Annotated in this window: 21 protein-coding genes; 6 read left to right on the forward strand and 15 right to left on the reverse strand. The window is 60.5% G+C overall.

The genetic code is table 11. The features are described 5' to 3' along the window. Positions 1–45: 45 nt before the first annotated feature. The 6 genes from ACR0AG_RS14570 to ACR0AG_RS14595 form a co-directional block, all read right to left on the reverse strand. Positions 46–792, reverse strand: a complete 747-nt coding sequence (locus ACR0AG_RS14570) for an SDR family oxidoreductase (protein ID WP_480840138.1) — start codon at positions 790–792, stop codon at positions 46–48. 55 nt (positions 793–847) lie between these two features. Beyond that, positions 848–1267 carry an alternative ribosome rescue aminoacyl-tRNA hydrolase ArfB gene (gene arfB, locus ACR0AG_RS14575; protein WP_480840140.1) on the reverse strand — a complete coding sequence of 140 codons (420 nt, stop codon included), beginning with the start codon at positions 1265–1267 and terminating at the stop codon, positions 848–850. Positions 1268–1530: 263 nt separating this feature from the next. Beyond that, positions 1531–2175: a queuosine precursor transporter gene (locus ACR0AG_RS14580; protein ID WP_480840143.1), complete on the reverse strand. Its 645-nt coding sequence runs from the start codon at positions 2173–2175 to the stop codon at positions 1531–1533. A 91-nt stretch (positions 2176–2266) separates the two neighbouring features. Beyond that, positions 2267–3151 carry an esterase-like activity of phytase family protein gene (locus tag ACR0AG_RS14585; protein WP_480840145.1) on the reverse strand — a complete coding sequence of 295 codons (885 nt, stop codon included), beginning with the start codon at positions 3149–3151 and terminating at the stop codon, positions 2267–2269. Beyond that, complete coding sequence (gene mepA, locus ACR0AG_RS14590; RefSeq protein ID WP_480840147.1) at positions 3124–3996, reverse strand: penicillin-insensitive murein endopeptidase; 873 nt, start codon at positions 3994–3996, stop codon at positions 3124–3126. Before mepA ends, ACR0AG_RS14585 begins: the two co-directional genes overlap by 28 nt. After that, positions 3993–5360: an MFS transporter gene (locus ACR0AG_RS14595; protein ID WP_480840149.1), complete on the reverse strand. Its 1368-nt coding sequence runs from the start codon at positions 5358–5360 to the stop codon at positions 3993–3995. Before ACR0AG_RS14595 ends, mepA begins: the two co-directional genes overlap by 4 nt. Positions 5361–5487: 127 nt before the next feature. On the opposite strand from ACR0AG_RS14595, the gene ACR0AG_RS14600 reads away from it, so the two are divergent. The 3 genes from ACR0AG_RS14600 (at position 5488) to yaaA (ending at position 8698) form a co-directional block, all read left to right on the forward strand. Continuing rightward, positions 5488–5775 (forward strand): YggT family protein, encoded by a 288-nt coding sequence (locus ACR0AG_RS14600; RefSeq protein WP_480523002.1) that lies wholly within the window; start codon positions 5488–5490, stop codon positions 5773–5775. A gap of 79 nt (positions 5776–5854) precedes the next feature. Further along, the gene (gene recQ, locus ACR0AG_RS14605; protein WP_480840152.1) at positions 5855–7894 is read left to right on the forward strand and encodes a DNA helicase RecQ; all 2040 of its coding nucleotides are present in this window, start codon (positions 5855–5857) and stop codon (positions 7892–7894) included. A 33-nt stretch (positions 7895–7927) separates the two neighbouring features. Next, entirely contained in the window at positions 7928–8698 is a 771-nt protein-coding gene (gene yaaA / locus ACR0AG_RS14610) for a peroxide stress protein YaaA (RefSeq protein ID WP_480840154.1), read from the forward strand. A gap of 115 nt (positions 8699–8813) precedes the next feature. Here the strand turns inward: yaaA and ACR0AG_RS14615 are convergent, their stop codons facing one another. From ACR0AG_RS14615 to ACR0AG_RS14635, 5 genes are all read right to left on the reverse strand, one after another. Next, positions 8814–11024, reverse strand: coding sequence for a response regulator (locus tag ACR0AG_RS14615; protein WP_480840156.1), 2211 nt, complete (start codon positions 11022–11024; stop codon positions 8814–8816). A gap of 65 nt (positions 11025–11089) precedes the next feature. Further along, positions 11090–13132, reverse strand: a complete 2043-nt coding sequence (locus tag ACR0AG_RS14620; protein ID WP_480840158.1) for a hypothetical protein — start codon at positions 13130–13132, stop codon at positions 11090–11092. Beyond that, positions 13129–15891, reverse strand: a complete 2763-nt coding sequence (locus ACR0AG_RS14625; protein ID WP_480840160.1) for a DUF4159 domain-containing protein — start codon at positions 15889–15891, stop codon at positions 13129–13131. Before ACR0AG_RS14625 ends, ACR0AG_RS14620 begins: the two co-directional genes overlap by 4 nt. Continuing rightward, the gene (locus tag ACR0AG_RS14630) at positions 15888–16763 is read right to left on the reverse strand and encodes a DUF58 domain-containing protein (protein WP_480840162.1); all 876 of its coding nucleotides are present in this window, start codon (positions 16761–16763) and stop codon (positions 15888–15890) included. Before ACR0AG_RS14630 ends, ACR0AG_RS14625 begins: the two co-directional genes overlap by 4 nt. Further along, the gene (locus ACR0AG_RS14635; RefSeq protein ID WP_480840164.1) at positions 16760–17767 is read right to left on the reverse strand and encodes an AAA family ATPase; all 1008 of its coding nucleotides are present in this window, start codon (positions 17765–17767) and stop codon (positions 16760–16762) included. The genes ACR0AG_RS14630 and ACR0AG_RS14635 overlap by 4 nt, the downstream gene beginning before the upstream one ends. Positions 17768–17831: 64 nt before the next feature. Between ACR0AG_RS14635 and ACR0AG_RS14640 the strand changes: the two genes are divergently transcribed. After that, entirely contained in the window at positions 17832–18422 is a 591-nt protein-coding gene (locus tag ACR0AG_RS14640; protein WP_480840167.1) for a DUF1285 domain-containing protein, read from the forward strand. Here ACR0AG_RS14640 and ACR0AG_RS14645 read toward each other — a convergent pair. Then, the gene (locus ACR0AG_RS14645) at positions 18395–19312 is read right to left on the reverse strand and encodes a DMT family transporter (RefSeq protein ID WP_480840169.1); all 918 of its coding nucleotides are present in this window, start codon (positions 19310–19312) and stop codon (positions 18395–18397) included. The genes ACR0AG_RS14640 and ACR0AG_RS14645 overlap by 28 nt on opposite strands. A 218-nt stretch (positions 19313–19530) precedes the next feature. Here ACR0AG_RS14645 and ACR0AG_RS14650 point away from each other — a divergent pair, with 218 nt between their 5' ends. Beyond that, on the forward strand, positions 19531–20283 hold the full coding sequence (locus ACR0AG_RS14650) for a hydroxypyruvate isomerase family protein (protein ID WP_480840171.1): 753 nt from the start codon (positions 19531–19533) through the stop codon (positions 20281–20283). A 75-nt stretch (positions 20284–20358) separates the two neighbouring features. Then, positions 20359–20589, forward strand: a complete 231-nt coding sequence (locus tag ACR0AG_RS14655) for a DUF2798 domain-containing protein (RefSeq protein WP_480840173.1) — start codon at positions 20359–20361, stop codon at positions 20587–20589. A gap of 42 nt (positions 20590–20631) precedes the next feature. On the opposite strand, the gene polA is transcribed toward ACR0AG_RS14655, so the two are convergent. The 3 genes from polA to ACR0AG_RS14670 form a co-directional block, all read right to left on the reverse strand. Continuing rightward, positions 20632–23427 (reverse strand): DNA polymerase I, encoded by a 2796-nt coding sequence (gene polA, locus ACR0AG_RS14660; protein WP_480840175.1) that lies wholly within the window; start codon positions 23425–23427, stop codon positions 20632–20634. Between the two features lie 70 nt (positions 23428–23497). Next, a complete protein-coding gene (locus ACR0AG_RS14665; RefSeq protein ID WP_480840177.1) occupies positions 23498–23965 on the reverse strand; it encodes a hypothetical protein in 468 nt (155 codons plus the stop codon). Between the two features lie 84 nt (positions 23966–24049). Continuing rightward, positions 24050–24226, reverse strand: coding sequence for a zinc-finger domain-containing protein (locus ACR0AG_RS14670; protein WP_480840179.1), 177 nt, complete (start codon positions 24224–24226; stop codon positions 24050–24052). Positions 24227–24285: the final 59 nt, after the last annotated feature.

Consider the following 24285-nt stretch of genomic DNA (forward strand, 5'->3'; position numbering starts at 1 on the left):
GCGCTGCCTTCGGCGAGAGTATTTTTGAAAAGATGAAGACGCGGGTCAGATGCATCGGCCTCCGTCCACTTCAAGCGCTGTCCCAGTGATCATACTGGCCTCGTCCGAACACAGGAAACAGGCGGCATTGGCCATGTCTTCGGGGGTTGAGAAGCGGCCCAACGGGATGGTCGACAGGAATTTGGCGCGCATTTCGGGGGTGTCTTCGCCCATGAAGGATTTGAGCAGCGGGGTTTCCCCGGCCACAGGGCAGATGGCATTGACGCGCACGCCCGATGGGGCGAGCTCGACCGCCATGGTTTTGGTTGCCGTGATCATCCAGCCTTTGGAGGCATTGTACCAATTCAGGTTGGGGCGCGGCGACAAGCCAGCGGTAGACGCAACGTTGAGGATCGCACCCTTACCGCGGGCTTTCATGGCGGGAACCAAGGCGCGGGCGGTCAGGTAGACGGATTTCATGTTCACGTTGAAGACGTGGTCAAAGTCATCTTCGGAGACATCCTCAAGCGGGGTCGGCATGTGGGTTACACCGGCATTGTTCACAAGGATATCGATGTTGCCATAGGCGTTGCGGGCAGCGTCGGCCATCGCCTGCACGCTGGTCCCGTCACCAACATCTACTTGCTGGGCCATAGCAGCTGTACCGGACTCTGTGGCCATATGGCGGGCCGCATCACCGTTGATATCTGCAATCATGACCTGCGCGCCCTCGGACAGGAACTTTTGCACAATGCCCGCGCCAAACCCGGATGCGCCGCCGGTGACGATTGCGGTTTTTCCCTCTAACCTCATGGTCTTGCTCTCCCTTGCAGGGCTCAGACTAGCAAGGCCGCGCGAAGTTACCAGATTATTCTTCCGAGACTTTGCCCCGCAGCGCCTTGACGTCTCCACGCGCCTTTTTGGCTGCAAGCCGCCGTTTGACCGATCCATAGGTGGGCTTGGTGGCAATCCGGCGCTTGGGTTTGACCAATGCGCGGGCGATCAATTCAGCAAGGCGGGCGCGGGCGATCTCGCGGTTGCGGGCCTGACTACGGGTTTCCTCACATTGGATGATGATCGCGCCGTCCTTGGTCCAGCGCCGCCCGGCCAGTCGCTTGAGCCGGTTCTTCACTGGATCGGGCAAAGAGGGTGAGCGGGCAGCCTCGAACCGCAACTCGACAGCGGTTGAGACCTTGTTCACATTCTGCCCGCCGGGACCCGAAGACCGAACGAAGCTTTCGGTCAGTTCCCAATCCTGCAGGGCGATATCGTCAGTGATGCGCAACATGAGGCGGACCTTACAAGGCGGCGGGCGAAACAGAAAGGGCCGCCCCGGTGGGACGGCCCTTCGAAAGTTCAGGAGGTCGGGTCGGTTAGATCAATCGACCAGCCGGAGCGAGCGCTCCGCCAAGGGCTGCCCTAACAGGCGATCCCCCCGGTTGTTCCGACACCTCTCTCCAATCTCTTTCTCGACACTGGATCACCTCCTTTTCTATCTGTTGCGGTTGATAAGGAGCGTGACACAAGTTGTGCCATTCTCAAAGAACTTTTTTATGCGGGCTGCGCCGTCATCCGGGCGACGATCACTTTGAACGGAATCAGCGCGATCAGCGCAATCGACAGCTTCACCAACCAGTCAGCCACAGCCAGCGTGACCCACAGCGGCGCCATCGGGCCGGACAGGAGGAAGGGAACCGGCTCCCACGCCCAGCTAATTGCGGCATCCGCATTTGCGCCAAAGAAGACGACCGAGGCCGAAAACGCCAGGGTGAAGAAGATCGCGGTGTCCAGCGCCGAACCGATCAGGGTCGACACCAATGGCGCGCGCCACCAGCGGCCCCCGCGCATCGCGTTGAATACGGTGACGTCGGTCAGCTGTGCGATCAGGAAGGCGGTGCCCGAAGCAACAGCAATCCGCAGCGGCACGGCAGCATAGGTGAATCCGTCACCCTGCAGCATGATCTGGCTGCCGATCAGCGAGCAGATGATGCCGGTGATGAAGCCAGCGAACACAACCTTGCGTGCGGTGGCCACGCCATAAACGCGGTTCATGATGTCGGTGACCAGAAAGGCCAGCGGATAGGTGAAGGCACCCCAGGTCAACAGCCCATCAAAGATCAGGAACTGGACCAGAATGTTTGAGGCCACGACAATGGCGGCCATGGCAATAATGCCGGGAATATAAGAGCGTTGCATGTTCAGATGCCCGTTTTGACAAGGTAGCGGCGACTTGGCCAAGGGGGAATCCCAAGGCAAGCCGTGCGTTTAGACCCTTGGCCGCGCCCTGTCAATCGGGCAAGAGGTATTCCACCAGCTCGGTCCGTTGCAGCGCCAGGAAATTGTCGTCCGAGATCATGGTCGCGCGCAGGCGGCCATTTGCATCCCGCCAGACGCAAAGCCCTTCGAGGTTGTCATGGGCCCCGGTGCCGCTGTCGATCAGAACCTCTTCGGCACTGGGGCGATCACCGCGGATCGCCCATCGACGCAGGCGCGAGCGGAACCCGATCAAGTCCACCTTACGTTCGAGTACATAAAACCGACCGTCCGGGCCGAAATCCGCCGCTACAGGCTGAAACCCGCCGCGCTCGGGCAAGGTAAAAGGCATGGACCACGCCACACCATCCCAGCGATAGACCGGGATCGTGCCTTGGCGAGTGCGGGTTTTTTCCGTCAACGTATACAGATGACCTTTGCCATCTATGGCCAGACTTTCGAAGGACCCGTTGCCATCCAGGTGCTCAAATTCACGCGGGCGAGGCAGAACGCGGGCCTTTTGACCGGGTTCGGCGTAATACGCGACACGGTGCACACCTTCGAACGAGATATAGAGGCTCCCGTCGGGCGTAACGGCAAGCCCCTCGGAATCTCCGGCCCGGCCAGACAGTTTTTTCCCGGAGCTGGACAAAAGCGGCCAGTGGTTTTGTACGGTGATCCCAGATATGCCGTCAGCGTCGCGCTCGATCCGGGCAGAGACCAGTACCGACCGGTCGCTAAGCGCATACATGTGACGCCCGCCATCGGGCAGGTGGATCGCTGAAAACCCGCCGAACCAGTCTGCGTTATGCCGCCAGGTATAGCTGCCCAGCCGCTTTGCCGGGCGCGTTTCCACGGCCCAGGCAGGTCCGACCAACACTCCCGTCGCGATCAGTTGGATTGCAAGACGGCGGCGCATTGCTGGGGCAGATCAGACAGTCGGTATTCCCGGCGCTTTTTCGGCGGCGGCGCATTTGGATCGGGCGGGGTTGGCGGCGGAGGGTTCAGGATGTTGTTCACCCATTGCTGGGCCTCGGCGCAGCCATCGCCCTTGGGTGGCGGATCCTGATTGACGCACCCTTTCGAACCGCGCGGGCATTTCAGACGGACGTGGAAGTGATAATGGTGCCCCCACCACGGCCTGATCTTGCGCAGATAGGCCCGGTTGCCCTTTTCGTCGTTGCACATTTGAACCTTGGCACCCGGGAACACAAAGATCCGGGCAACGCGCTTGTCCTTAGCCGCCTCGCGCAGCACAGCGTGGTGCTGTTTGGTCCAATTGCCGTTCACAAAGGCCCCCTCGGATCGGCGCAGGGAAATCGACGAGATATTCTCGCGCGCCCTGCGGCTCAGACGCATGTCACCGCCGGGCAGCATCCAGATGTCGATGTCCAGACCCAATTGATGGCTGCGGTGGCCCGAAGTCATGGGCCCGCCCCTCGGCTGGCTGATATCGCCCACGTAAAGCCCGTTCCATCCCGGTTGCTTGGCCGCAAACCGGCTGAGGTCCTGCACATAGTCAATCGCCTCGGGATGTCCCCAATTGCGGTTACGTGACAGGCGCATGGCCTGCCATGTGGGCCCGGTTTCGGGCAGTTGCACAGACCCCGCCGCGCAGCCGCGCGAATAACTGCCGTAAGCAGCAGGTTTCTGGGCAGAGCTGACTTTTTGCGACCCGAACAATTGCTTGGCCAGGGGCTGCGCACACGCGGCGCTGGACAATGTGATTGCGGCCAGTATTGCCAAAAAACGTAGTGAAATCATCGGTTCTGATCCCCTTCCGGTTTAACCCAGCGCATCAGGAATAAGCCCAGAATAAACAACCCGATCACCGGTGACACCCCTAAACGCGCGCTGCCGGTTACAGTTGTGGCTATTCCGATCAGCAATGGCGCAACAAATGCCGTGGCGCGCCCTGACAGACCATAAAGGCCGAAGCTTTCGACAGGGGCCGCCGGATCGGTGTGGCGTACCATCATCGACCGGCTGGCGGATTGCAAAATGCCACCCATGCCGCCGATCAGAATTCCGCAGCCAAAGAAGATCAGGTCCGGCAGGCCTGATCCTTCGGGCAGGGCGATTCCAAAGACCTGTGTGCGGTCCATCGAGACTATGGTGGCGCAGACAAAGATCAGCACCCAGATCGTCACCAGGATTACCGGTTTGGGTCCGAACTTTTTGTCCAGCTTGCCGCCAATCCACGAAAATACGGCAGCAGCCAGAACACTGACGATGCCAAACACACCGATCTTGATGAGATCCCATTCCAGCACCAGCCGCGCATAGACACCGCCAAAGCTGTAAAGCCCGTTCAACGCGTCGCGGTAGAACATGGATGACGCCAGATAGCCGGCAAGGCTGACCCGGTGGCGCAGGTCCGAGACTGCCTTGGACAGAACGCCCAGCGCCTCGCGCACGGTGCCGGTTTTGGTCACGACGTCTTCGTCCCTCACCCACAGGAAATACGGCACCATGAACAAGATGAACCATGCCGCGGTAAACGGACCGACAAATCGGGTGCCTTCCTGTTGGGCTGCATCCAGCCCAAACAGTGGATCAATCCCAATCAGGGTCTTGCCGTTGCCCTGTTCGACAAACAGCGTCAGCATGATCGCCAGGGCGATCAGCCCTCCGAAATAGCCAAAGGCGAATCCAGATCCCGAAATCTCGCCCACTTCGCTGTCATCACCCAGATCGGGAAGTTGCGAGTTGACGAAGATCAGCGCGTATTCCGCTCCGATGAAGCCCAGCCCAAAGGCCGACAGCATCAGCCACATGTTCGACCCGTCCGGCATCGTGTACCACAGCGCCCCCGATCCGACCGCGTACATAAGCGAAAAGGCAAAAATCCACGGGATACGTCGGCCCGACACATCCGCCATCGCCGCCAGAAACGGCGCACCAAACGCGATGATCAGCCCTGTGATGGTCAGGCAATTGGCCCACACGGTCTGCGCCTGCGCCGCTGCGGCCTCGGCATCCAGTCCAGAGGTCTGATAGTACCCGGCAGCGACCCCGGCAAAGAACGGGCCAAAGACAAAGGTCACAAGCAGCGTATGGTAAGGCTGGCTGGCCCAATCGAAGAACCACCAGCCCCAGATGCGCTTGCGCTTGGAAATCACTGCCATCGATGCCTCTGTTTCTTTTGTTTCATAAGACGTGGCTTTGCCCCGTTTCGCAAGCGTTGTGTTGCCATAGGCTTGCTCTTTGGCCCAAGGCCGCTTAGGTCTCAGGCAACCTGATTACGGAGTGCCCATGCTGTCGCTGATCCAAATCCTGCTGCTGATCCTGGACATTGTCTGGTTCATCATTCTTGCCCATGTGATCATGAGCTGGCTGATCAACTTCCAGGTGCTGAACCTGCATCAACAACTGGTCGCGCAGATCTGGTATGGCTTGAACCGGCTGCTGGAACCGATCTATGGCCCGATCCGCCGCGTACTGCCCAACATGGGCGGCCTGGATCTGACGCCGTTGGTGGTGTTGATCGCGGTCTACGCGCTGCGGATTATCCTGATCAACAATGCGGTCTATTTCGTCTGACCTCTTGCCCCGTGAATCCGAGTATGTGATGGTCCTGCCATAAGAGCAGACAGACCTCAAAAACAGGGCCACACCGCATATGTTCGACGCCGCACCCATGCTGCGAGATGTCTTTGGATTCGACGCCTTCCGCCCCGGGCAGGAAGAAATTGTCGATGCCGTGACCGCAGGGGACAACGTGCTGGCCATCATGCCAACGGGTGGCGGAAAATCTCTTTGCTTTCAACTGCCTGCGCTGATGCGCGATGGCGTGACCGTGGTAATCTCGCCTCTGATTGCCCTGATGCGCGATCAGGTGCGCGGGCTGCAAGAGGCCGGTGTTGAGGCCGGTGCCCTGACATCCGGAAACACCCCCGAAGAAACCGATGCGGTGTGGGACGCGCTGGAAGCCGGTCGGCTGAAACTGCTTTACATGGCGCCCGAACGGTTGGCGGCGGGGTCAGCACTGGGCATGTTGCGGCGGATCAACGTCAACATGATCGCCGTGGACGAGGCGCATTGCGTCAGCCAGTGGGGTCATGATTTCCGCCCCGACTACCTGCGGATTGGCGAACTGCGGCGCGCGTTGAACGTACCCCTTGCCGCCTTTACCGCCACGGCTGATGCGGAAACACAGGACGAGATTGTCCAAAAACTGTTCGACGGCACCGCGCCGCGCAAATTTCTGCGGGGCTTTGATCGGCCCAACATTCATCTGGCCTTTGCCGCCAAGGACGGGCCGCGCAAGCAGGTGCTCGACTTTGCCGCCGCGCGCAAAGGTCAGTCGGGCATCGTCTATTGCGGCACCCGCAACAAGACCGAAGTGCTGGCGCAGGCCCTGCGCGCTGAGGGTCATGTGGCTTGCCACTATCACGGCGGGATGGAGGCCGAGGATCGCCGCATCGTCGAAACCCGCTTTGCCCGCGAAGACGGGCTGATCGTCGTGGCGACCGTGGCCTTTGGCATGGGCATCGACAAACCGGATATCCGCTGGGTCGCCCATGCAGATCTGCCCAAATCCATCGAAGCCTATTATCAAGAGATCGGCCGCGCCGGGCGCGATGGTGGCCCAGCAGAGACGCTGACCCTGTTCGGCCCCGATGACATTAGACTGCGCCGGTCACAGATTGACGAAGGGTTGGCCCCGCCCGAACGGCGCATGGCCGATCACGCAAGGCTGAACGCTCTGCTGGGTCTGGCCGAGGCTTTGAAATGCCGCCGTCAAACGCTGTTGGGCTATTTCGGCGAAGAGGCTGAACCTTGCGGCAAATGCGATCTGTGCGACACACCGCCCGAGGTATTTGATGGCACAACGCCGGTGCGGATGGCCCTGTCCGCCATCCTGCGCACCGAGGAATGGTTCGGTGCGGGTCATCTGATCGACATCCTGCTGGGTCATGAGACCGACAAGACCCGCGCGCGCCGCCACGACGGCCTGCCGACCTGGGGCATTGGCAAGGACTTGTCCCGCCCCCAATGGCAGGCGATTTTCCGGCAAATGATGGGTCACGATCTGGTGCGCCCTGACCCTGAGCGCCACGGCGCGCTGCGCATGACCGAGGCCGCCAAACCCATCCTAAAGGGTGAGGTGCAGATCGACCTGCGCAAGGACACGATCCGAAAGGCGACCCGCCGCCCCGCGGTCAAGGCGATGGTCTCGGAAGAGGATGCGCCACTGCTGAGCGCACTCAAGGCCAAGCGCCGCGCGTTGGCGGAATCACAGCGGGTTCCGGCCTATGTCATCTTCCCCGATCGCACCCTGATCGAGATGGCGGAAAGACGCCCGATGACGCTGGATGACATGGCGCGGATCGGTGGGGTCGGCGCCAAAAAATTGGAACGCTACGGCGATATATTTCTTGAGGTGATCGCGGGTGCTATCGAAGCTGTCCACCCCGCGCGCCGCAAACTGGCAGGGCGTGAGCAGGGCGAAATCTATGATCAACTGCTGGAGGTTCAGTCGCAATTGTCGCGCGGCCCTGATGGGATCGACAAACCTCTGACCTGCTCGGCGTCGCAGCTGGCCAAAGTGGCGCAGTTGCGCCCTGACGACCCGCGCGGGCTGGAGCAGGTGCTGGGGGATCGTCGTCACGAAAGGTTTGGCGCTGCCTTTCTGGACGTGCTGCGACAGGCGGGCTAGATACCCCTCATCAGGCAAGGAACGAGGGCGGATATGCTGACAGTGATTTCCCCGGCCAAACGGCTGGATTGGGCAGAGCGGGATGTTGCGGTCACGCAGCCTGACTTTCAGGATGACGCGATCCGGCTGTCAAAAACCGCGCGCAATCTGACCTTGGGTGATTTGAAAAAGCTGATGGACCTCAGCGATGATCTGGCCCGATTGAACCGGGACCGGTACCGCGCTTTTGCCCAAGCACCGGAGAGCGAGAGCGTTCGCCCAGCCGCGCTGGCCTTTGCAGGCGATACCTATCAGGGGCTTGAGGCCGCATCGTTAGACGCGCAGGAAATGGCCTGGGCCCAGGATCATCTGCGCATACTGTCGGGGCTCTACGGCGTTCTGCGCCCGCTGGACGCGATACAGCCTTACCGCCTGGAGATGGGCAGCAAGCTGAAGACACGACGCGGCAAGAACTTGTATGAATACTGGCGCGACCAGCTGAGCAAAGCGTTGAACGCGCAAGCCGCCGAGATCGGCAGCGAGGTTCTGGTCAACTGCGCCAGCCAGGAATATTTCGGCGCGGTGGATCTGAAAGCGCTGAAACTGCGCGTCATCACCCCGGTCTTTATGGAAGACAAAGGCGGCACGCCCAAGATCGTCAGTTTCTTTGCCAAAAAGGCGCGGGGTGCGATGGCGCGATACATCACCCAACATCGCCTGACCGATCCCAAATCCCTGCGGGATTTCGACACCGGCGGCTATGCCTATCAGCCCGACCTGTCCCAAGAGGACAAGCCTGTCTTTCTGCGGCCATACCAAGCCTAGAGTGCTGGCCGAAAAACACTGCGTGCGAGTGAGGAGCCAGCCCTTCACGCCCAAAGGAAAATCGACAGAATAGATAGGACCCCGGTTTCAAATCAATCGCGTATCCGGGGTCGGTTCAGCTTGTCCCCTCATCCGTGGGGGAGGCCGGGCAGACGTCTTTCGGGCAGTGCAGCTGGATCATCTCGACAATCAGTTTCTTATGCAGCGGCTTGGTCAGGTAGTGATCCAGTCCGGCGGCGAGGATGTTTTTGTCGTCCCCGGCCATTGCATGGGCTGTTAGTGCCACAATAGGAACCCGGTGATCCGTGCCAATCTCGCGCCGTCGGATTTCGGACGCGGCCTCTTTGCCATCCATCTTCGGCATCGAAATATCCATGAAAATCAAGTCCGGTTTAAAATCCTCGAACATTTCGACCGCCTTCAGGCCGTTATCGACAAAGCGCAGTTCGATATTCTGATCCTTCGTCATCTTTTTCAGGATAAGCTGATTGGTCTTGTTGTCTTCAGCAGCCAGAACGCGCATCTGGCGCTTACCTTTTGACGGGCTGGCATCCGCCGCGCCCGCATCATCATGGCGGGCGTTTCGGTTAGCCTTTCCCGGCACGCCCAGCGCCAGAAGACGGCTGTACAGCTCGGCCCGAGGGATGGGTTTTTGCAACACGCCCTCAATCAGCCCCTGCGCGGGGTCTGCATGTATGACACCCGGGTTGGCCGACATGATAACGATGGGCAGATCCCCCCGACCGCGATCCCGCAGAGTGGTCGCCAGTTCCAGCCCATCCATATCGGGCAGATCATGGTCGCACAGCACCAGATCAAGGCTGTCATCCACAGCCTTCAACGCCTCCCCACCGGTGGCGCAAACCGTCACTTGTGACCCCAGCCGCCTGAGCTGTTTGGTCAGGATCGCCCTGTTGACCGCAAGATCTTCGACAATCAGCACATGCCGCAATCGACCGGCCAGGCAAGGGGGCACGGGTTGTGGACCCTCGGCAGTGGGCAAGGTGATACGAAAGCCAAAGCACGATCCCTTGCCCTCTTCGCTTTCGACCCAGACCGTGCCGCCCATCATCGTGATCAACCGTTTGGTGATGGCCAGGCCCAGGCCCGTACCTTCGAATTGGCGATTGCGCTCATCTTCGACCTGATTGAATTCCCCAAAGATGTGGCTGATTTTTTCTTCATGTATTCCGATACCCGTGTCTTCGATGGCCACGTGAATATCGCAGTTTTCGGCCCCGGTATCCGGCACACCGGTCACCCGGATCAATACGTGACCTTCCGAGGTAAACTTGACCGCGTTCCCAACCAGATTGGTGAGAATCTGGCGTACCCGCCCCGGATCGCCGACAAAGAGCGTGGGCAGGAACAGGTCATAGTCGACCAACAGGGTCAGCCCCTTGTCGCGGACACTCGGCTGCAGCAGCATGGCCACTTCAAGAATACACCGTTCCAGATCGAACTGTTCAGGGTGCAGGGTCAGTTTATCCGCCTCGATCTTGGAGTAATCCAGAACGTCGTTGATGATGACCAGCAAAGCCTCACCCGAGTTGCGGATGGTGTTCACATATAACCGCTGCTCTTCACAGAGCGGGGTTTCGGTGAGCAGCTCAGTCATGCCGACGATGCCATTCATCGGTGTGCGAATCTCGTGGCTCATATTGGCGAGAAAGGCGGATTTCGCGCGGTTCGCCGCCTCGGCGCGTTCGCGGGCTGATTGCAGCTCGGTCTCGTGCCGAACAGACGCGGTGATGTTGAGCGCAAGGCTGACCACGTCGCCGCCCGGGCCGCGCTGATCGATCAGCCGGATATATTGCCCGTTCCAAAGCTGTATGACCTTGGGTTCCGGGTTCGGGTTTATCCACCGGCTTTGCATCCGCTGCTGCCAGTCCGCTGCATTTTCCGCGCCGATATCGACGATCCCTTCGTTCGTCAGGATTTCGAGAATGCGGAAATAGCTGACCCCTGGCGCCACCTCGTCCAGACCGTCAAAAACCCGGAGATAGGCAGTATTGGCGCTGATCAGGTTGTTGTCACCATCGAAAAAGGCGAAACCATCCTGAATGGTCTGGATCGAATGCCACAGGCGGCGCTCGGCGACCTCGATCTTGGCATTGGCAACGGTCAGATCGGATTTCACCTTTTCGTTTTCGCCCCGTACGGTTTCAACCTCGGCCTGGGTTTGACCGATCTGGCGGGTCAAAGCGATGGCATGGCGGCCCAGCTTTCGGTTCGCCGCCGAAAGCTCGGCCTGTTTCAGCTCCAACAGGCGCTCCGCCGCCAGGCGGGCCCGGCGTTCCTGAGCCAGTTTTTCTGCAATATTCATTATGGGCTGCCCCGGGATGGTTTTCAGGCATCATCCCGTCAGACCGTGAAAAAGTGCTTAAGGGCTCAATGCCGTCCTTCGCGCAGCCAACCGGCCAGCAGGAAGCCGCCCGCCAGCAACAGAACAAGCCAGGGCGGCAGCAATCCGGCCTGGGTGACATCGCGGGTCTCATAGGCATTGCGCGGCGTCAGACCGATCCAGCCCCGGCCCGCGGCGGGGCGCCCCTCACGTACGGCGCGGATCGCGGGCAGACCATCTTCGATGCGGATCGCACCGCCACGCAGGGTTGCCAGCGTGGGTGACAGAATCTCATCGGTGGCAATGGTGCGCTCAAATTCCTTGGGCGCAGCAGGGCCAAGGCCGATCACAGCGGAATGCGTGCCCTCTTCCAGGCGGTAGAGCCCGATTTCAGGCCCGAGATACAGCGCTTCGAACCGGCCCGGGGATACCTCCTGCAGGTCGACTTCAAGGGTTTCGCCATTGGGGCGGGTCACTGTAACAGGCCCGATCTCATCCTCAAGGGTCTGACGAATGATGCGCATCGACTGACCGTTGGCCTCGGCCCACAGGGCCTCTTCCTCAAGCTCAGGCTCTTTCATCAGCCAATGCGCCAGACGGCGCAGCAGTTCCAACTGCGGGCCGCCGCCCTCAAAGCCGCGGCTCCACAACCACGCGTGGTCCGAAGCCAACAAAGCGACGCGGCCCTCTTTGACGCGGTCGAGCACAAGCAAGGGCCGTTCCTCCACGCCGGTCATCAGAACTTCGCCCGAGCGGTGTCTGACGTCGATCTGGCGCAGCCAGGCGCCCCAATCGTCAGACGATCCCAGATCAGAGGTAACCGGATGACGCTCACCCAGTTCGCTGACCATGGGGACAAAGCGTTCCTCGATCACCCGCGCGCTGGGTTGTGCGGGCAAGACCGGGCCAAGCGGGGATCGAAAGATGCTGTCGGCGGTGGCAAAATCCGGACCCGAAGCAATCAGAACTGCGCCACCGTTGACGATATAGTCGCCCACATTGTCCAGATAGATCGCGGGCAGAATGCCCCGTCGTTTGTAGCGGTCAAAGATGATCAGATCGAAATCGTTGATCTTTTCCAGAAACAACTCACGTGTTGGAAAGGCGATCAGGGACAGCTCGTCCACCGGCACGCCGTCCTGCTTTTCAGGCGGACGCAGAATGGTGAAATGCACCAGATCGACCGAGCTGTCGGATTTCAGCAGGTTGCGCCATGTGCGCCCGCCGGGATGCGGCTCGCCCGAGACAAGCAAAACGCGCAGCCGGTCGCGCACGCCGTTCATCTGGATCAGGGCGGTGTTGTTGCGGTCGGTCAATTCGCCCTCGGCCTGCGGCACCGAGAACTGAATGACGTTGCGCCCGCCATGGGGCAGCGTCACGGGCAGTTCGACATCAACGCCGATGGGTATGCTGAACTGTTCGGGTTCGGCCCCGTCGACCGAGATCTCAAGCGGCGCGGTCGAGGCTCCTGCAGGGGCCGCGCCGCTGTCTTCGACGCGCAGGGTCAGTGTGACCGGTTCGCCGATAATAGCGAAGGCCGGGGCGTTGCGCACGATCAGGCGCCGGTCCCAATCCGTTTCGCGTCCGGTTTGCAGCAGGTGCATCGGCGCAGGCAGATCGGGTGCCTGATCGGCGTCGTGGACGATCCCATCCGAGACGACCAGAATGCCCGCAATCCGCGCGCGCGGCTCTTCGGCCAAAGCGGCGTTCAGGGCAGCCATGACTTGGGTACCCTCGTCCCCGTCGCCATCGCCAACCGGAATGCGGCGCAGCTCGGTGTTGTCTCGGGCCTCGATCTCCTGGGCCAGCTCATCCGCGGCGCGCTGAGTTTGCTCGGCCCGATCCGACAGCGTCTGGCTAGCGCTTTGATCTTCGAGCATCAGAACAATGTCGGTCAAAGGCGCGCGGTCTTCGACCTGATAGACCGGGCCGGACAACGCTGCGATGACGACAATCGCTGCCAATCCTCGCAAGGCCCAGCCCGACAGGCCGCGCCACAGGGCAAGGATCACGCCAGCGACGGCGATCAGACCAATGATCAACAGCACGGGCCAAGGGATCAACGGGTCGAATATGACGGTTCCGGTCATTGTCCCAACCTGTCCAAAAGAGCGGGCACGTGCACCTGATCGGATTTGTAATTCCCGGTCAGCACATGCATCACCAGATTGACACCAAAGCGATGCGCCAGCTCTCGCTGCCGCTCACCCGCGTAACCCCGGCCAACCGGCAACAGCGCCTGACCGTTGTTGTCCACCGCCCAGGCCCCGGCCCAATCATTGCCGCCGATGACCACAGGGGTGACGTTGTCGTTCAGGTTACGGAACGGCATCCCTTCGATCTGTTCGGCATCGGGCGGGGCGGATTCAACCCAGACCTCGGTGCCCGAATGCCGCCCCGGAAAATCCTGCAGCAGGTAGAAGGCCCGCGTCAGCACATGGTCGCGCGGCACGGGTTCCAGCGCGGGGATATTCAACGGTGCCGCCAGCTGCTGCAGCTTACGGCCATTCTGGCTGGACGCGCCAAACCCCGCGATATCCGCATCGCGCGTATCAAACAGGATCATCCCGCCCGAGCGCAGATAGGCATTGAGCTTGGCGTAAGCCTCGGCCGAGGGTTGCGGTTGCGCTGTCGAAATCGGCCAATAGAGCAACGGAAAGAACGCCAGTTCATCCCGTTCAAGGTCAACACCTATCGGATCGGCGGGTTCCACGGAGGTTCGGAAATGCAGGGTCTGCACCAGACCGCGCAACCCAGCCAGTGCAATGTCATCCACCTGTTTGTCGCCCGTCAGCACATGGGCCAGCACCAGTTCATGCGTGGCCGCAAGCGCGAAATCGGTATCATCGGGCGTCTGCGCCTGTGCCTGAGGCACAATCAGCATCGCGCCCAGCGCCATGGCCGCCGCCCGCGCCAGACCCAGACGCCCCGACAGCGCCAATGAGGCGATCACGTCGATTGTCAGCAGGATCAAAGCGAGGCTCAGAAGAAGACCACCAATCGGGGTTTCTGTACTGACCTCTTGCCCCTTGACCGGAATATCGGACGGCCACACAGCCGGTGTCAGCGCGGCATCCTCGGAAATCACGTTCAGCGCCAGCTTTTGCTTGCCGCTTTCGTAAAGACCGGGCCACAGGTCAGGCCCGGTTGCGCCAGAGACAAGCGCAGCTCCGTCCACTCCGGCCAGAGTTCCGGCATCCGACAGAGTCCCAAACCCGTCCAGAATCTGGATCGGTTCCCACGTGGTGCCTTGCAACTGCTCAACCTGCCGGGATTTGGCGGCAGAGGCTACGGCCAGACGGTCGAGCATTTCGACAAACAGGCCAGACAGCGGCAGGCTGGACCATTCGGCATCAGCGGTGACGTGAAACAGCACGACCTGCCCCAGCCCCAACGCCTTGCGCGTCACCAAAGGTGTGCCATCCGACAGAGACGCAATCACCCGGTCGGCCAGATTGGGATCGGGCTGCGCCATCACCTGCGTCGTGACCACAACATCATCGGGGATCGTCAGGCCAAAGAAGGGCGAGTCTTCGGTGAACGGGGCCAGCCCCTTGGCCTCACCCCAACTCATCGCGCCCCCGACCGAGCGTCCACCGCTGCGCAGGCGGACAGGTAGCAGAATATCTTCCTCATCTCGGCCCAGATCACTTGCGGCCATGCGCGGGCCGGCAAAACGCAAAAGCAACCCGCCCTGTTCCACCCATTCGGTCAGGGCCAGTTTCTCGGCCTCGGCCAGCGTGGCGACATCGGCCAGCGCAATCGCGTCCGGGTTGGCAGGCAGCACATCAAGCAACGCACCGTCAACAAAATCAGCCGTCGGCACCAGAACCTGCGTCAGATAGTGCAGGGGCGACAACAGCTCTAGCCCTTCGCGGTTCTGAGTTCCGGCGATCAAAGCTATTTCACGGCGGCGCAAGCCATCGTCGGTCAGCGACACGGCCCCCGCCGAACGCTGGTTTTGAATCTCAAACCGGGTGATGCGCGCGCGCAGCTCGGAGGGCAGTGAAATCTCGACCTCGGCCCGGGTCGCGTCACTTTCGAACTCCAGTTCAACCGAGTGCAAGACCCGCATCGCCCCGGCCGGGTCGCGGCCTTGCGCCAAAACCGTAACGCGTTCGGAAAGGCCGGGTTCAGGGCGCAGGGCGGCCAATTGAATGACGCCGTCCTGATATTGCGCCGGCAACAGTGCCACGACAGACGAAGACGACAGATAGACGGTGACCGAGCCGCGCGATTCCAGGGTTGAAGTGATCTGATTGCGACCGTCATAGTCCAGACCATCGCTGAACCAATGGGTGTCAAAGCCTCCTTCGGTGATCGCGAATGCCTCAATCGCTGCGGCAATCTGATCTGCATCCGGTTGCCACGGCATCGGGATCAGCCCGGGCAGCCGCCCGCGCCAGGCCTCTGCCGCCTGAAACACCGGGGGTTCCGGATCAGTGAGGCTGAAGATCGAAACCGGACGACCAGCGCGGCCAGCCTCGGTCAGTTGCGCATCAATCTGATCCAGCGTCGCCGACCAGCGGGTCGCCCCGGCCCAACTGCCATCGAGCACCAGCAACAGCGGACCGGATCCGGCCTGATCCCGCGAGGGGTTCAGAACCGGCCCTGCAAGGCCAATGATGATCGCCGCCGCCGCCAGCATCCGCAGCAGCAACAGCCACCAGGGCGTACGGTCGGATACGCTTTCTTCGTCCTTCAGGCCCAACAAAAGGGTCACGGCTGGAAACAGCCGCCGGATCGGCGCCGGAGGAACGGCGCGCAGGATCAGCCACAGGATCGGCAAGGTCAGTAGACCCAGCAATATCCAGGGCGCGGTAAAGCCGATACCTGCCAGAACCGTCATCGAACACCCCCGTCCAACGCACGGTAAAGCCACAACAGGGCTGCCTGCGCGCTGTCGCCGGTATGGTGCAGACCCAGTTGCCAGCCCGTGGCCTGGCATAGCTGTGTCAGGGTTTGTTTGCGTTCAGCCAACCGGTCGAGATACCGGTCCCGCAGTTCCCCTGCTTTCAGGGTCTCGTGCCGGACAGACCCGCCGACGCTTTCGAAAACCGTGCGCCCGCGATAGGGGAACGCCTCTTCACTGGGGTCCAGCACTTGCAACAAAACGCCCCGCACACCGCGATCTGCGGCTTTGGTCAGGGCCAGCTCGACCTCTTCCATCGGTCCCAGAAAATCGGAAATGAACACAGCGCGCGCATGTGGGATCATGGCGCGGTGTTCCGGAGGGGTGTAATCGGTATCCGCATCCTCGGACCATGCCTGCGCCAGCCGGATGATCTGCGCATTACCCCGTCGCGGCGGCAGGGTGGTGCCTGTCAGACCCACACGTTCGCCCCCACGCACCAGTAGAATGGAAGTCGCCAGACCAAGCAAACGCGCCCGATCTGCCTTGGTTGGCAGGGTTTTTTCCGACGCAAAACGCATCGAGGCACCCTGATCGACCCAGAGCATCACCGACTGCGCGATCTGCCATTCGCGTTCGCGGACAAATTGCTGATCCCCCCGGGCCGAACGGCGATGATCGATCATCCGGCGGCTGTCGCCGATCTGGGCGGGGCGGTATTGCCAGAAATCATCGCCCATGCCCGAGCGTCGTCGCCCGTGATCGCCCAGCAGGACGGTGCCAGCCAAGTGTTCAGCCCGCGCCAAAAGGGGCGGCAGCCGTGACGCCTCGGCCTCGGATCTTTCGCGAAGGGTCAGCGCGGCATTCACGCCGCGGCCTCGGTGCGAACCAGTCCGGCGGCAGTGGATTCGATCAGATCAGACAAGCTGTCGCCGCGCGCCCGCGCCGCAAAGTTCAGCGCCATCCGGTGGCTGAGCACCGGACGCGCCATGTCCAGAACATCTTCGGCATTTGGGGCCAGACGGCCTTGCAGCATGGCGCGCGCCCGCACTGTCATCATCAGGGCCTGCGCCGCGCGCGGCCCCGGGCCCCAGGCAACGGTTTCCGCGACGCGCTCGGACACGCCCGCCTCATCGGGACGGAAGGCACGGACCAGATCCAAAATCAGTTCGACAACCGACTCGCCCACCGGCATCCGGCGCAACAGGACCTGCGCGGCCAGCAGGTCCTCTTTGGTGAAAATCTGATGCGCTTCGTCTTCTTCCACACCCGTTGTGGCCAACAGAATATCGCGTTCGGTCTGGCGATCCGGGTACTCGACATCAATCTGAACAAGGAAACGGTCCAACTGCGCCTCGGGCAGCGGATACGTGCCTTCCTGTTCAATCGGGTTCTGCGTCGCCAACACGTGGAACGGAACGCCCAGCGACCGGTCCTCGCCCGCGACGGTCACGGTGCGTTCCTGCATCGCCTGCAATAACGCGGACTGTGTACGCGGGCTGGCGCGGTTGATCTCATCCGCCATCAACAGCTCGCAAAAGATCGGACCAGAGATAAAGCGGAAATGGCGGCTGCCATCATCTGCCGTATCCAGAACCTCGGAGCCCAGAATATCGGCTGGCATCAGATCCGGCGTGAATTGGATCCGGTTGCCATGCAGGCCCATCACCGTCGAAAGCGTCTCAACCAGTCGCGTTTTGCCCAGACCCGGCAGACCGATCAACAAAGCGTGACCGCCGCACAGCAATGCGGTCAGGGTCAGGTCCACGACCCTCTCTTGCCCGATAAAGCGGCGCGTGATCGAGGATTTCGCCTCTTGCAGCTTGTTTTCAAGCGCTTCGATCTCGGTCACGAGGTCGGCAGGTTCGGTCATGAGTTTCCCTTCCGTGGACGAATATGATTGAAGTGTATCGCGCTGAGTGGAAATGGCAAAAGCAATGAGCGGACAAAAACCTGTGAAACCAACACCTGATGGCCTGGCGGCATCGGTCAAAGCGTCCGATTCACGGGGTTTACCCCCTGTTCACCTCTGGAATCCCCCGTTTTGCGGCGATCTGGACATCCGGATCGCAAAAGATGGTACCTGGAGTTATTTAGGGTCGCCCATCAACCGGTTCGAGCTTGTGAGGCTTTTTTCCTCAATTCTTAAGAAAGAAGGCGAAAAATACTTCCTCGTGACGCCGGTTGAGAAGGTGGGAATCATCGTCGAAGACACGCCCTTCATCGCGGTCGACGTCGAACCAAAGGGGAAAGGCGCGGCACAGACCCTGACATTCACCACTCGGGTCGGCGAAACAGTCACGGCGGGGGCCGACCATCCCCTTCGGATTGATATCGATCCGGAAACAGAAGAGCCGTCACCATATGTATTGGTTCGCTCAAACCTCGAAGCGCGCCTGGATCGCAAGACCTTCTATCGTTTGGTTGATATCGCCTCGCATCACGAGGGGTGGTTTGGCGTCTGGTCCGGCGGTCAGTTTTTTGGCCTGATCCCGTCCGATCAGCTCGACCTTGACCAGGTTGACTGATGCGCGGGCCGATCCTGCGCAAGAACAACAGCCAAAGCCACAATCCCCGCCCCAGCCGCACTGGTCCAGTTCCAGGCTTCGCCCATAACAAGCATGATGATCATCACATAGAATGGCGCGATGTTGATGTGAAAGGCCGACAGGGTCACACCGATCCGGCCCACGGACGCGACAAAAAACACCTGGCTGAGCCCCATGGAAACCAGCGCATACATCGCCAGCATCCCGGCTTGCTGCAGGTCAAGCGCGGTCGAAGGCATGACATCAAAGCCCAGTTGCATCGAAGCGAACACCAGGATCGAAGCCATCAGCAATCCTCCGATAAAGGTGATCGTGGTGCGTCCGGTCTGGCTGAGCTCTGGAAAATCCCGGGCGGTCGCCATGCTGGCCCAGCAAAACAATGCGGTCGAGGCGACAGCGCAGGCCGCGCCCAAACCCAACTGCGCGGGTGCCAATACACTTGTGGCGATCAGACCCCCAACCACCGAGACCGCGACACCCAGCACGAAATTCCAGCGCAGGCGCCGCGTGCCCGCCACAAGCTCAATCATCGCAGCCATCAAGGGGGCACAGGATGCAATAATCGCAACAGTTACAGGGTCGGTCAGCTTTTGCGCGAGGATGATCAGATACATCCCCGATCCAAGGCCAAGCCCGCCGACCAGCATGGCGTGTGTCCAGCGGGCATTCAGCACCCGGCGCGGGCCGTCGATCATCAGCCAGATCGGCACCATGACGATTACGGCCAACCCTAGCCGTGCGGCCAGCAAGGCGACCGGAGGCCAGGTTTGCAGCAACACCTCTGCCGCCGGAAACCCTGCCGCCCAGGTCAGCATCGAGGCGACAGCCAATCCATTTCCGGACAAAACGGCCTTCCGCGGATCGGACATAACGGTATTGGTCCCGCAAGCGGTCTCAGGGCGCATACCCATAACGAACAAACCTTCTGTTGGCGCAGCGCAGATGAATTGATTCGCCGCCTTGGTGCCACGCTCTCTTTTTTGAGCCGGTGGTTCTGGCCGATTTTCGACAAACTGTCGTTTTCAGTCCCTTTCGCGTAAATCATCAGACCGCTAAGATCACTGCACCACTCGCTTGAAAGCCACCGATGCCCAAATTTGCCGCAAACCTGTCGCTGCTTTTTGCGGAGCTGCCTTATCTTGATCGCTTTGCAGCTGCGGCGCAGGCCGGGTTCAAAGCGGTCGAGGTTCTCTATCCCTATGACGTGGCGGCCAAAGAAACGCGAAGGGCCTTGTTGTCCAACGGGTTAGAGCTGCTGCTGATCAATGCACCGCCGCCGAACTATGCCGGGGGTGCGCCAGGCTTTGCCGCCGTCCCCGGTGGTGAGGCGCGGTTTCAATCGGACATCCGGCGCGTCCTGCGCTATGCCGAGGTTCTGCGGCCACGCCTGATCCACCTCATGGCGGGTTATGCCTCGGGACCCGAGGCATTTGCATGTTTTGTGCAAAACCTGCAATGGGCCGCCGATTTGGCCCCGCAGCAACACTTTACGATCGAGCCGTTGAATCCCGTTTCGCAACCCGATTATTTCCTGAATGACTACGCGCTGGCAATTGACGTTCTGGACCACATCGATCGCCGCAATGTCGGCCTGCAATTCGACAGCTTTCATGCGCATATGATCCATGGCGATGCCCATGCGGTTTGGGATATGTATCATCCCAAAGTCGTTCATGCGCAGATCGGGGCGGCCCCGGATCGCAAAGAACCCGGCCACGGCCCCACGGATTTTTCGCGCCTTTTCGATGCGATGGACCAAAGCGGCTATACAGGTTGGGTCAGCGCGGAATACACACCCTCCACAGCCCAAACCTCAGACAGCCTTGGATGGCTGCCGTAAGGTTTTAAAGCTTGCTCTGGCATTTTGCGCCAGAATCCCGCAAACCGGGGCATCGCGTTGAAGAGGATGCCCCATATGATCCCCGCCCGCTTTGCCCATGCCCTGTTTGGCCTGATCATGTCTGGCCTGATGTCCTGTATCGTCACCGGCATCGCAACGGCAAAGGCTGTGGGGTTCGGTCCGACCACGTTTGGCGACTGGATGGCATCCTGGGCCTTCTGCTGGCCCATTGCGTTTTCCGTCATCCTGATCCTCGGCCCCGCCGTGAAACGGCTGGTCGAGCGTCTGGTCAGACCGCAGGGCTGACCCGCAGCAAAGAGGGCCCGCCGGGCCTGATGAGCGGCGTCCCTAGTGCGCCTCGGCCCAATTGGCGCCTTGCCCGGCATCTACGCTCAGCTTCACATCCAGCTTCACTGCAGGGTCCGAGGCCCCCTCCATTACGTCGCGCGCCACTTCGACCACCTGATCCACGGCGCCTTCGGCCACTTCGAACAACAATTCGTCATGCACTTGCAACAGCATCTTGGCCGGTAGCCCATTGATCGCCTCCGGCATCCGCACCATCGCGCGCCGGATCACATCCGCCGCGGTGCCCTGAATCGGCGCATTGATCGCCGCCCGGCGCGAGAAGCCCGCATGCGGCCCTTTCGCATTGATCTCGGGTGTATGAATTTTGCGCCCGAACAGCGTCTGCACATAGCCATGCTCTTTGGCGAAGGCGACGGTGTCGTCCATATAGGTCCGAATACCTGGGAATCGCTCAAAATACCGGTCGATGAACCCCTGCGCCTCGGCCCGAGGAATGCGCAAATTGCGCGCTAGGCCGAAACCCGAAATGCCGTAGATCACCCCAAAGTTTATCGCCTTGGCCTGACGGCGGATATCCGGCGTCATCTCATCCGGCGGTACATCGAACATCTCGGATGCGGTCATGGCGTGAATGTCCAGACCGTCCGAAAACGCCTGTTTCAGGGTCGAAATATCAGCGATATGCGCCAGGATCCGCAGCTCGATCTGGCTATAGTCCAGACTGACCAGCACATTGCCTGGCTCGGCAATGAATGCCTCGCGAATGCGACGGCCTTCCTCGGTGCGGACAGGGATGTTTTGCAGGTTCGGATCGGTCGAGGCCAGACGCCCCGTATTGGCCCCCGTGATCGAATAGGACGTATGCACGCGGCCCGTGTCGGGGTTGATATGGGTCTGCAGCGCATCCGTGTAAGTCGACTTCAACTTCGATAGCTGCCGCCAGTCCAGCACCCGACGCGGCAATTCGTGCTCGGTGGCTAGGTCTTCCAGTATATCGGCCCCGGTCGAGTATTTCCCGGTCTTGCCCTTCTTGCCGCCCTCAAGGCCCATCTTGTCGAACAGAATCTCACCCAGCTGTGCGGGTGAGCCGACATTGAAGCTTTCCCCTGCCAGCTCATGAATATCAGCCTCTAACCCGGCCATTTTCTGCGCAAAGGCGTTCGACATGCGGGACAGAACATCGCGGTCGACCTTGATGCCGTGCATCTCCATTTCTTTGAGAACCGGCACAAGCGGGCGTTCCAGTGTTTCATAGACCGTCGTCACCTGCACCTGATGCAATTGCGGCTTGAACAGCTTCCAAAGCCGCAAGGTGATATCCGCGTCCTCGGCAGCGTAAGCCGTAGCCTCGTCAATCGGCACCTTGTCAAATGTAATCGACGATTTGCCTGATCCCAGCAGCGGTTTGATCGGAATCGGGGTGTGATTCAGATAGCGTTCCGACAGCGTATCCATGCCATGCCCATGCTCCCCGCCATGCATCGCATAGGACATCAGCATGGTGTCGTCGATCGGGGCGACATCAATACCAAGCCGCGCAAAGATCTTGGCGTCGTACTTCATGTTCTGCCCGATTTTCAGGATCGATGGATCTTCGAACATGGGTTTTAGCAGTGTTAGAACCTCATCGAGCGGCATCTGCCCCTCGGCCAGCGCATCAGAACCAAACAGATCATCCGTTGCGCTTTCGCGGTGGGTCAGCGGGATATAGCACGCCTCCCCTGCCTCAACACACAGTGAAATACCGACCAGATCGGCGATCATTTCGTTCAGCCCGGTGGTTTCGGTATCCACCGCGACCCAGCCGCGCTCATAGGCCTGATCGATCCACTTCTGCAACGCCGCCGCATCGCGCACACACTCATATTTCGACGCATCGAAGGGCAGCGCCTCAGCCTCTTCCACCTCAACAGGCGCAGGCGCATCGGCGATCACGGGGGCTTCGGCCCCCAGCTTGTCGGCAATGCGCTTGGTGAGGGTCCGGAACTCCATTTCCGCCAGGAACCCAAGCAGGGTGTCAGCGTCAGGGTCTTTCACCTCAAGATCGTCCAGGCCGAAATCCAGCGGGGTGTTTTCGTCCAGCTGTACCAGCTTCTTGGACAACTCGATCTGATCGCGCTTTTCGATCAGGGTCTGGCGGCGCTTGGGCTGTTTGATCTCGTCCGCGCGGTCCAGCAGGGTTTCGAGATCACCATATTCGTTGATGAGCAACGCCGCCGTTTTGACCCCAATGCCCGGAGCGCCGGGCACGTTATCCACCGAATCCCCGGCCAGCGCCTGCACATCGACCACCCGTTCGGGGCCAACGCCGAATTTCTCAACCACCCCGTCGCGGTCGATGCGCTTGTTCTTCATCGCGTCCAGCATTTCCACACCGCCGCCGACCAATTGCATCAGATCCTTGTCGGAACTGACGATGGTCACACGTCCACCGGCCTCACGCGCCTGAACGGCCAGCGTGGCGATGATGTCGTCAGCTTCATACCCCTCCAGCTCTTTGCAGGCGATGTTGAAAGCGCGGGTCGCCTCGCGCGTCAGGGGCATCTGCGGGCGCAGGTCTTCGGGCATCGCCTCGCGATTGGCTTTGTACAGGTCATAGAGGTCATTGCGGAACGTGTGCGAGCCCTTGTCAAAGATCACCGCCACATGGGTCGGCGCATCCGGCCCGGCATTCCCTTCGACATATTTCTGCAACATGTTGCAAAAGCCCGAAACGGCTCCAATCGGCAACCCATCCGATTTCCGCGTCAAGGGCGGCAGAGCATGATAGGCCCGGAAAATAAAGGCCGATCCGTCGATCAGGTGCAGGTGGCACCCTTTTCCAAAATTGCTCATGCGCGCTCTCCCTGTCGGTCAGGGATGGTTCTGCCACAGGGTCGGTCGGGTGACCAGCAAAGAACGCCGCCTAACCCCCAAAGAGGCCCGAGAAGACATCCGAGAAACTGTTGAGAAGCGCCATGATGACGAGCACGCCCAGAAACGCGAAAAAAGCAAAGGCGAAAAACTGGAACAGGATTGCCCCGACACCAATCGAGATGCCCGCGATCGCCGGACGCAGCCTTTCGTGACGCAGGATGCCGATGACCGACAAGACGATGGACAACGCGCCGATCATCGCCACGGCCACGCTCAGGTAGTCGTCTAGGTCCCGGGTGCGGGCGACGGGCTCGGGCTGCTCTAGACCCGCGGCAGAGCGCAGGGTGGATTTGCCGATCTCGGCCGCCAACTCACCAAGCGACACACCGGTGGACTGCTGCGGAGCAAAAGGTCCTGCCCAGAACACAAACAGTGCCGCAAACAGCGCAATCGCTGCGGTACAGAATCCGATCCATCCGAATACGGGGGCGGCAGTCTGGTTGGCTGTAATGTCCATCGGTCTTCCTATCCGCAAATAAGCGCAGACAAGATACCACCAGAATCAGGGCAGGAGTTGGGCAAAGGCCATGGTAGCGGGTGATCAGCCCTGTTCTGTGCCTTTCAGAACATATTTGCAGTCACAATAGGGGCATTCGACCCAACCGATATCTTCGGGGATCTGCAGCCAGACGCGGGGATGGCCCAAAGCGCCCTCGCCACCGTCACAGGCAACACGGGAGGTTTCGACGATCTTGGTTTCCGGCGCTTCGATGGTCACGGCTGGCGATCCTTCACTGGTTGTCGGCCTCGCGGGCATGTACTAGGTGCGTTTATGAG

This window comes from Ruegeria sp. H6 (assembly GCF_056532975.1).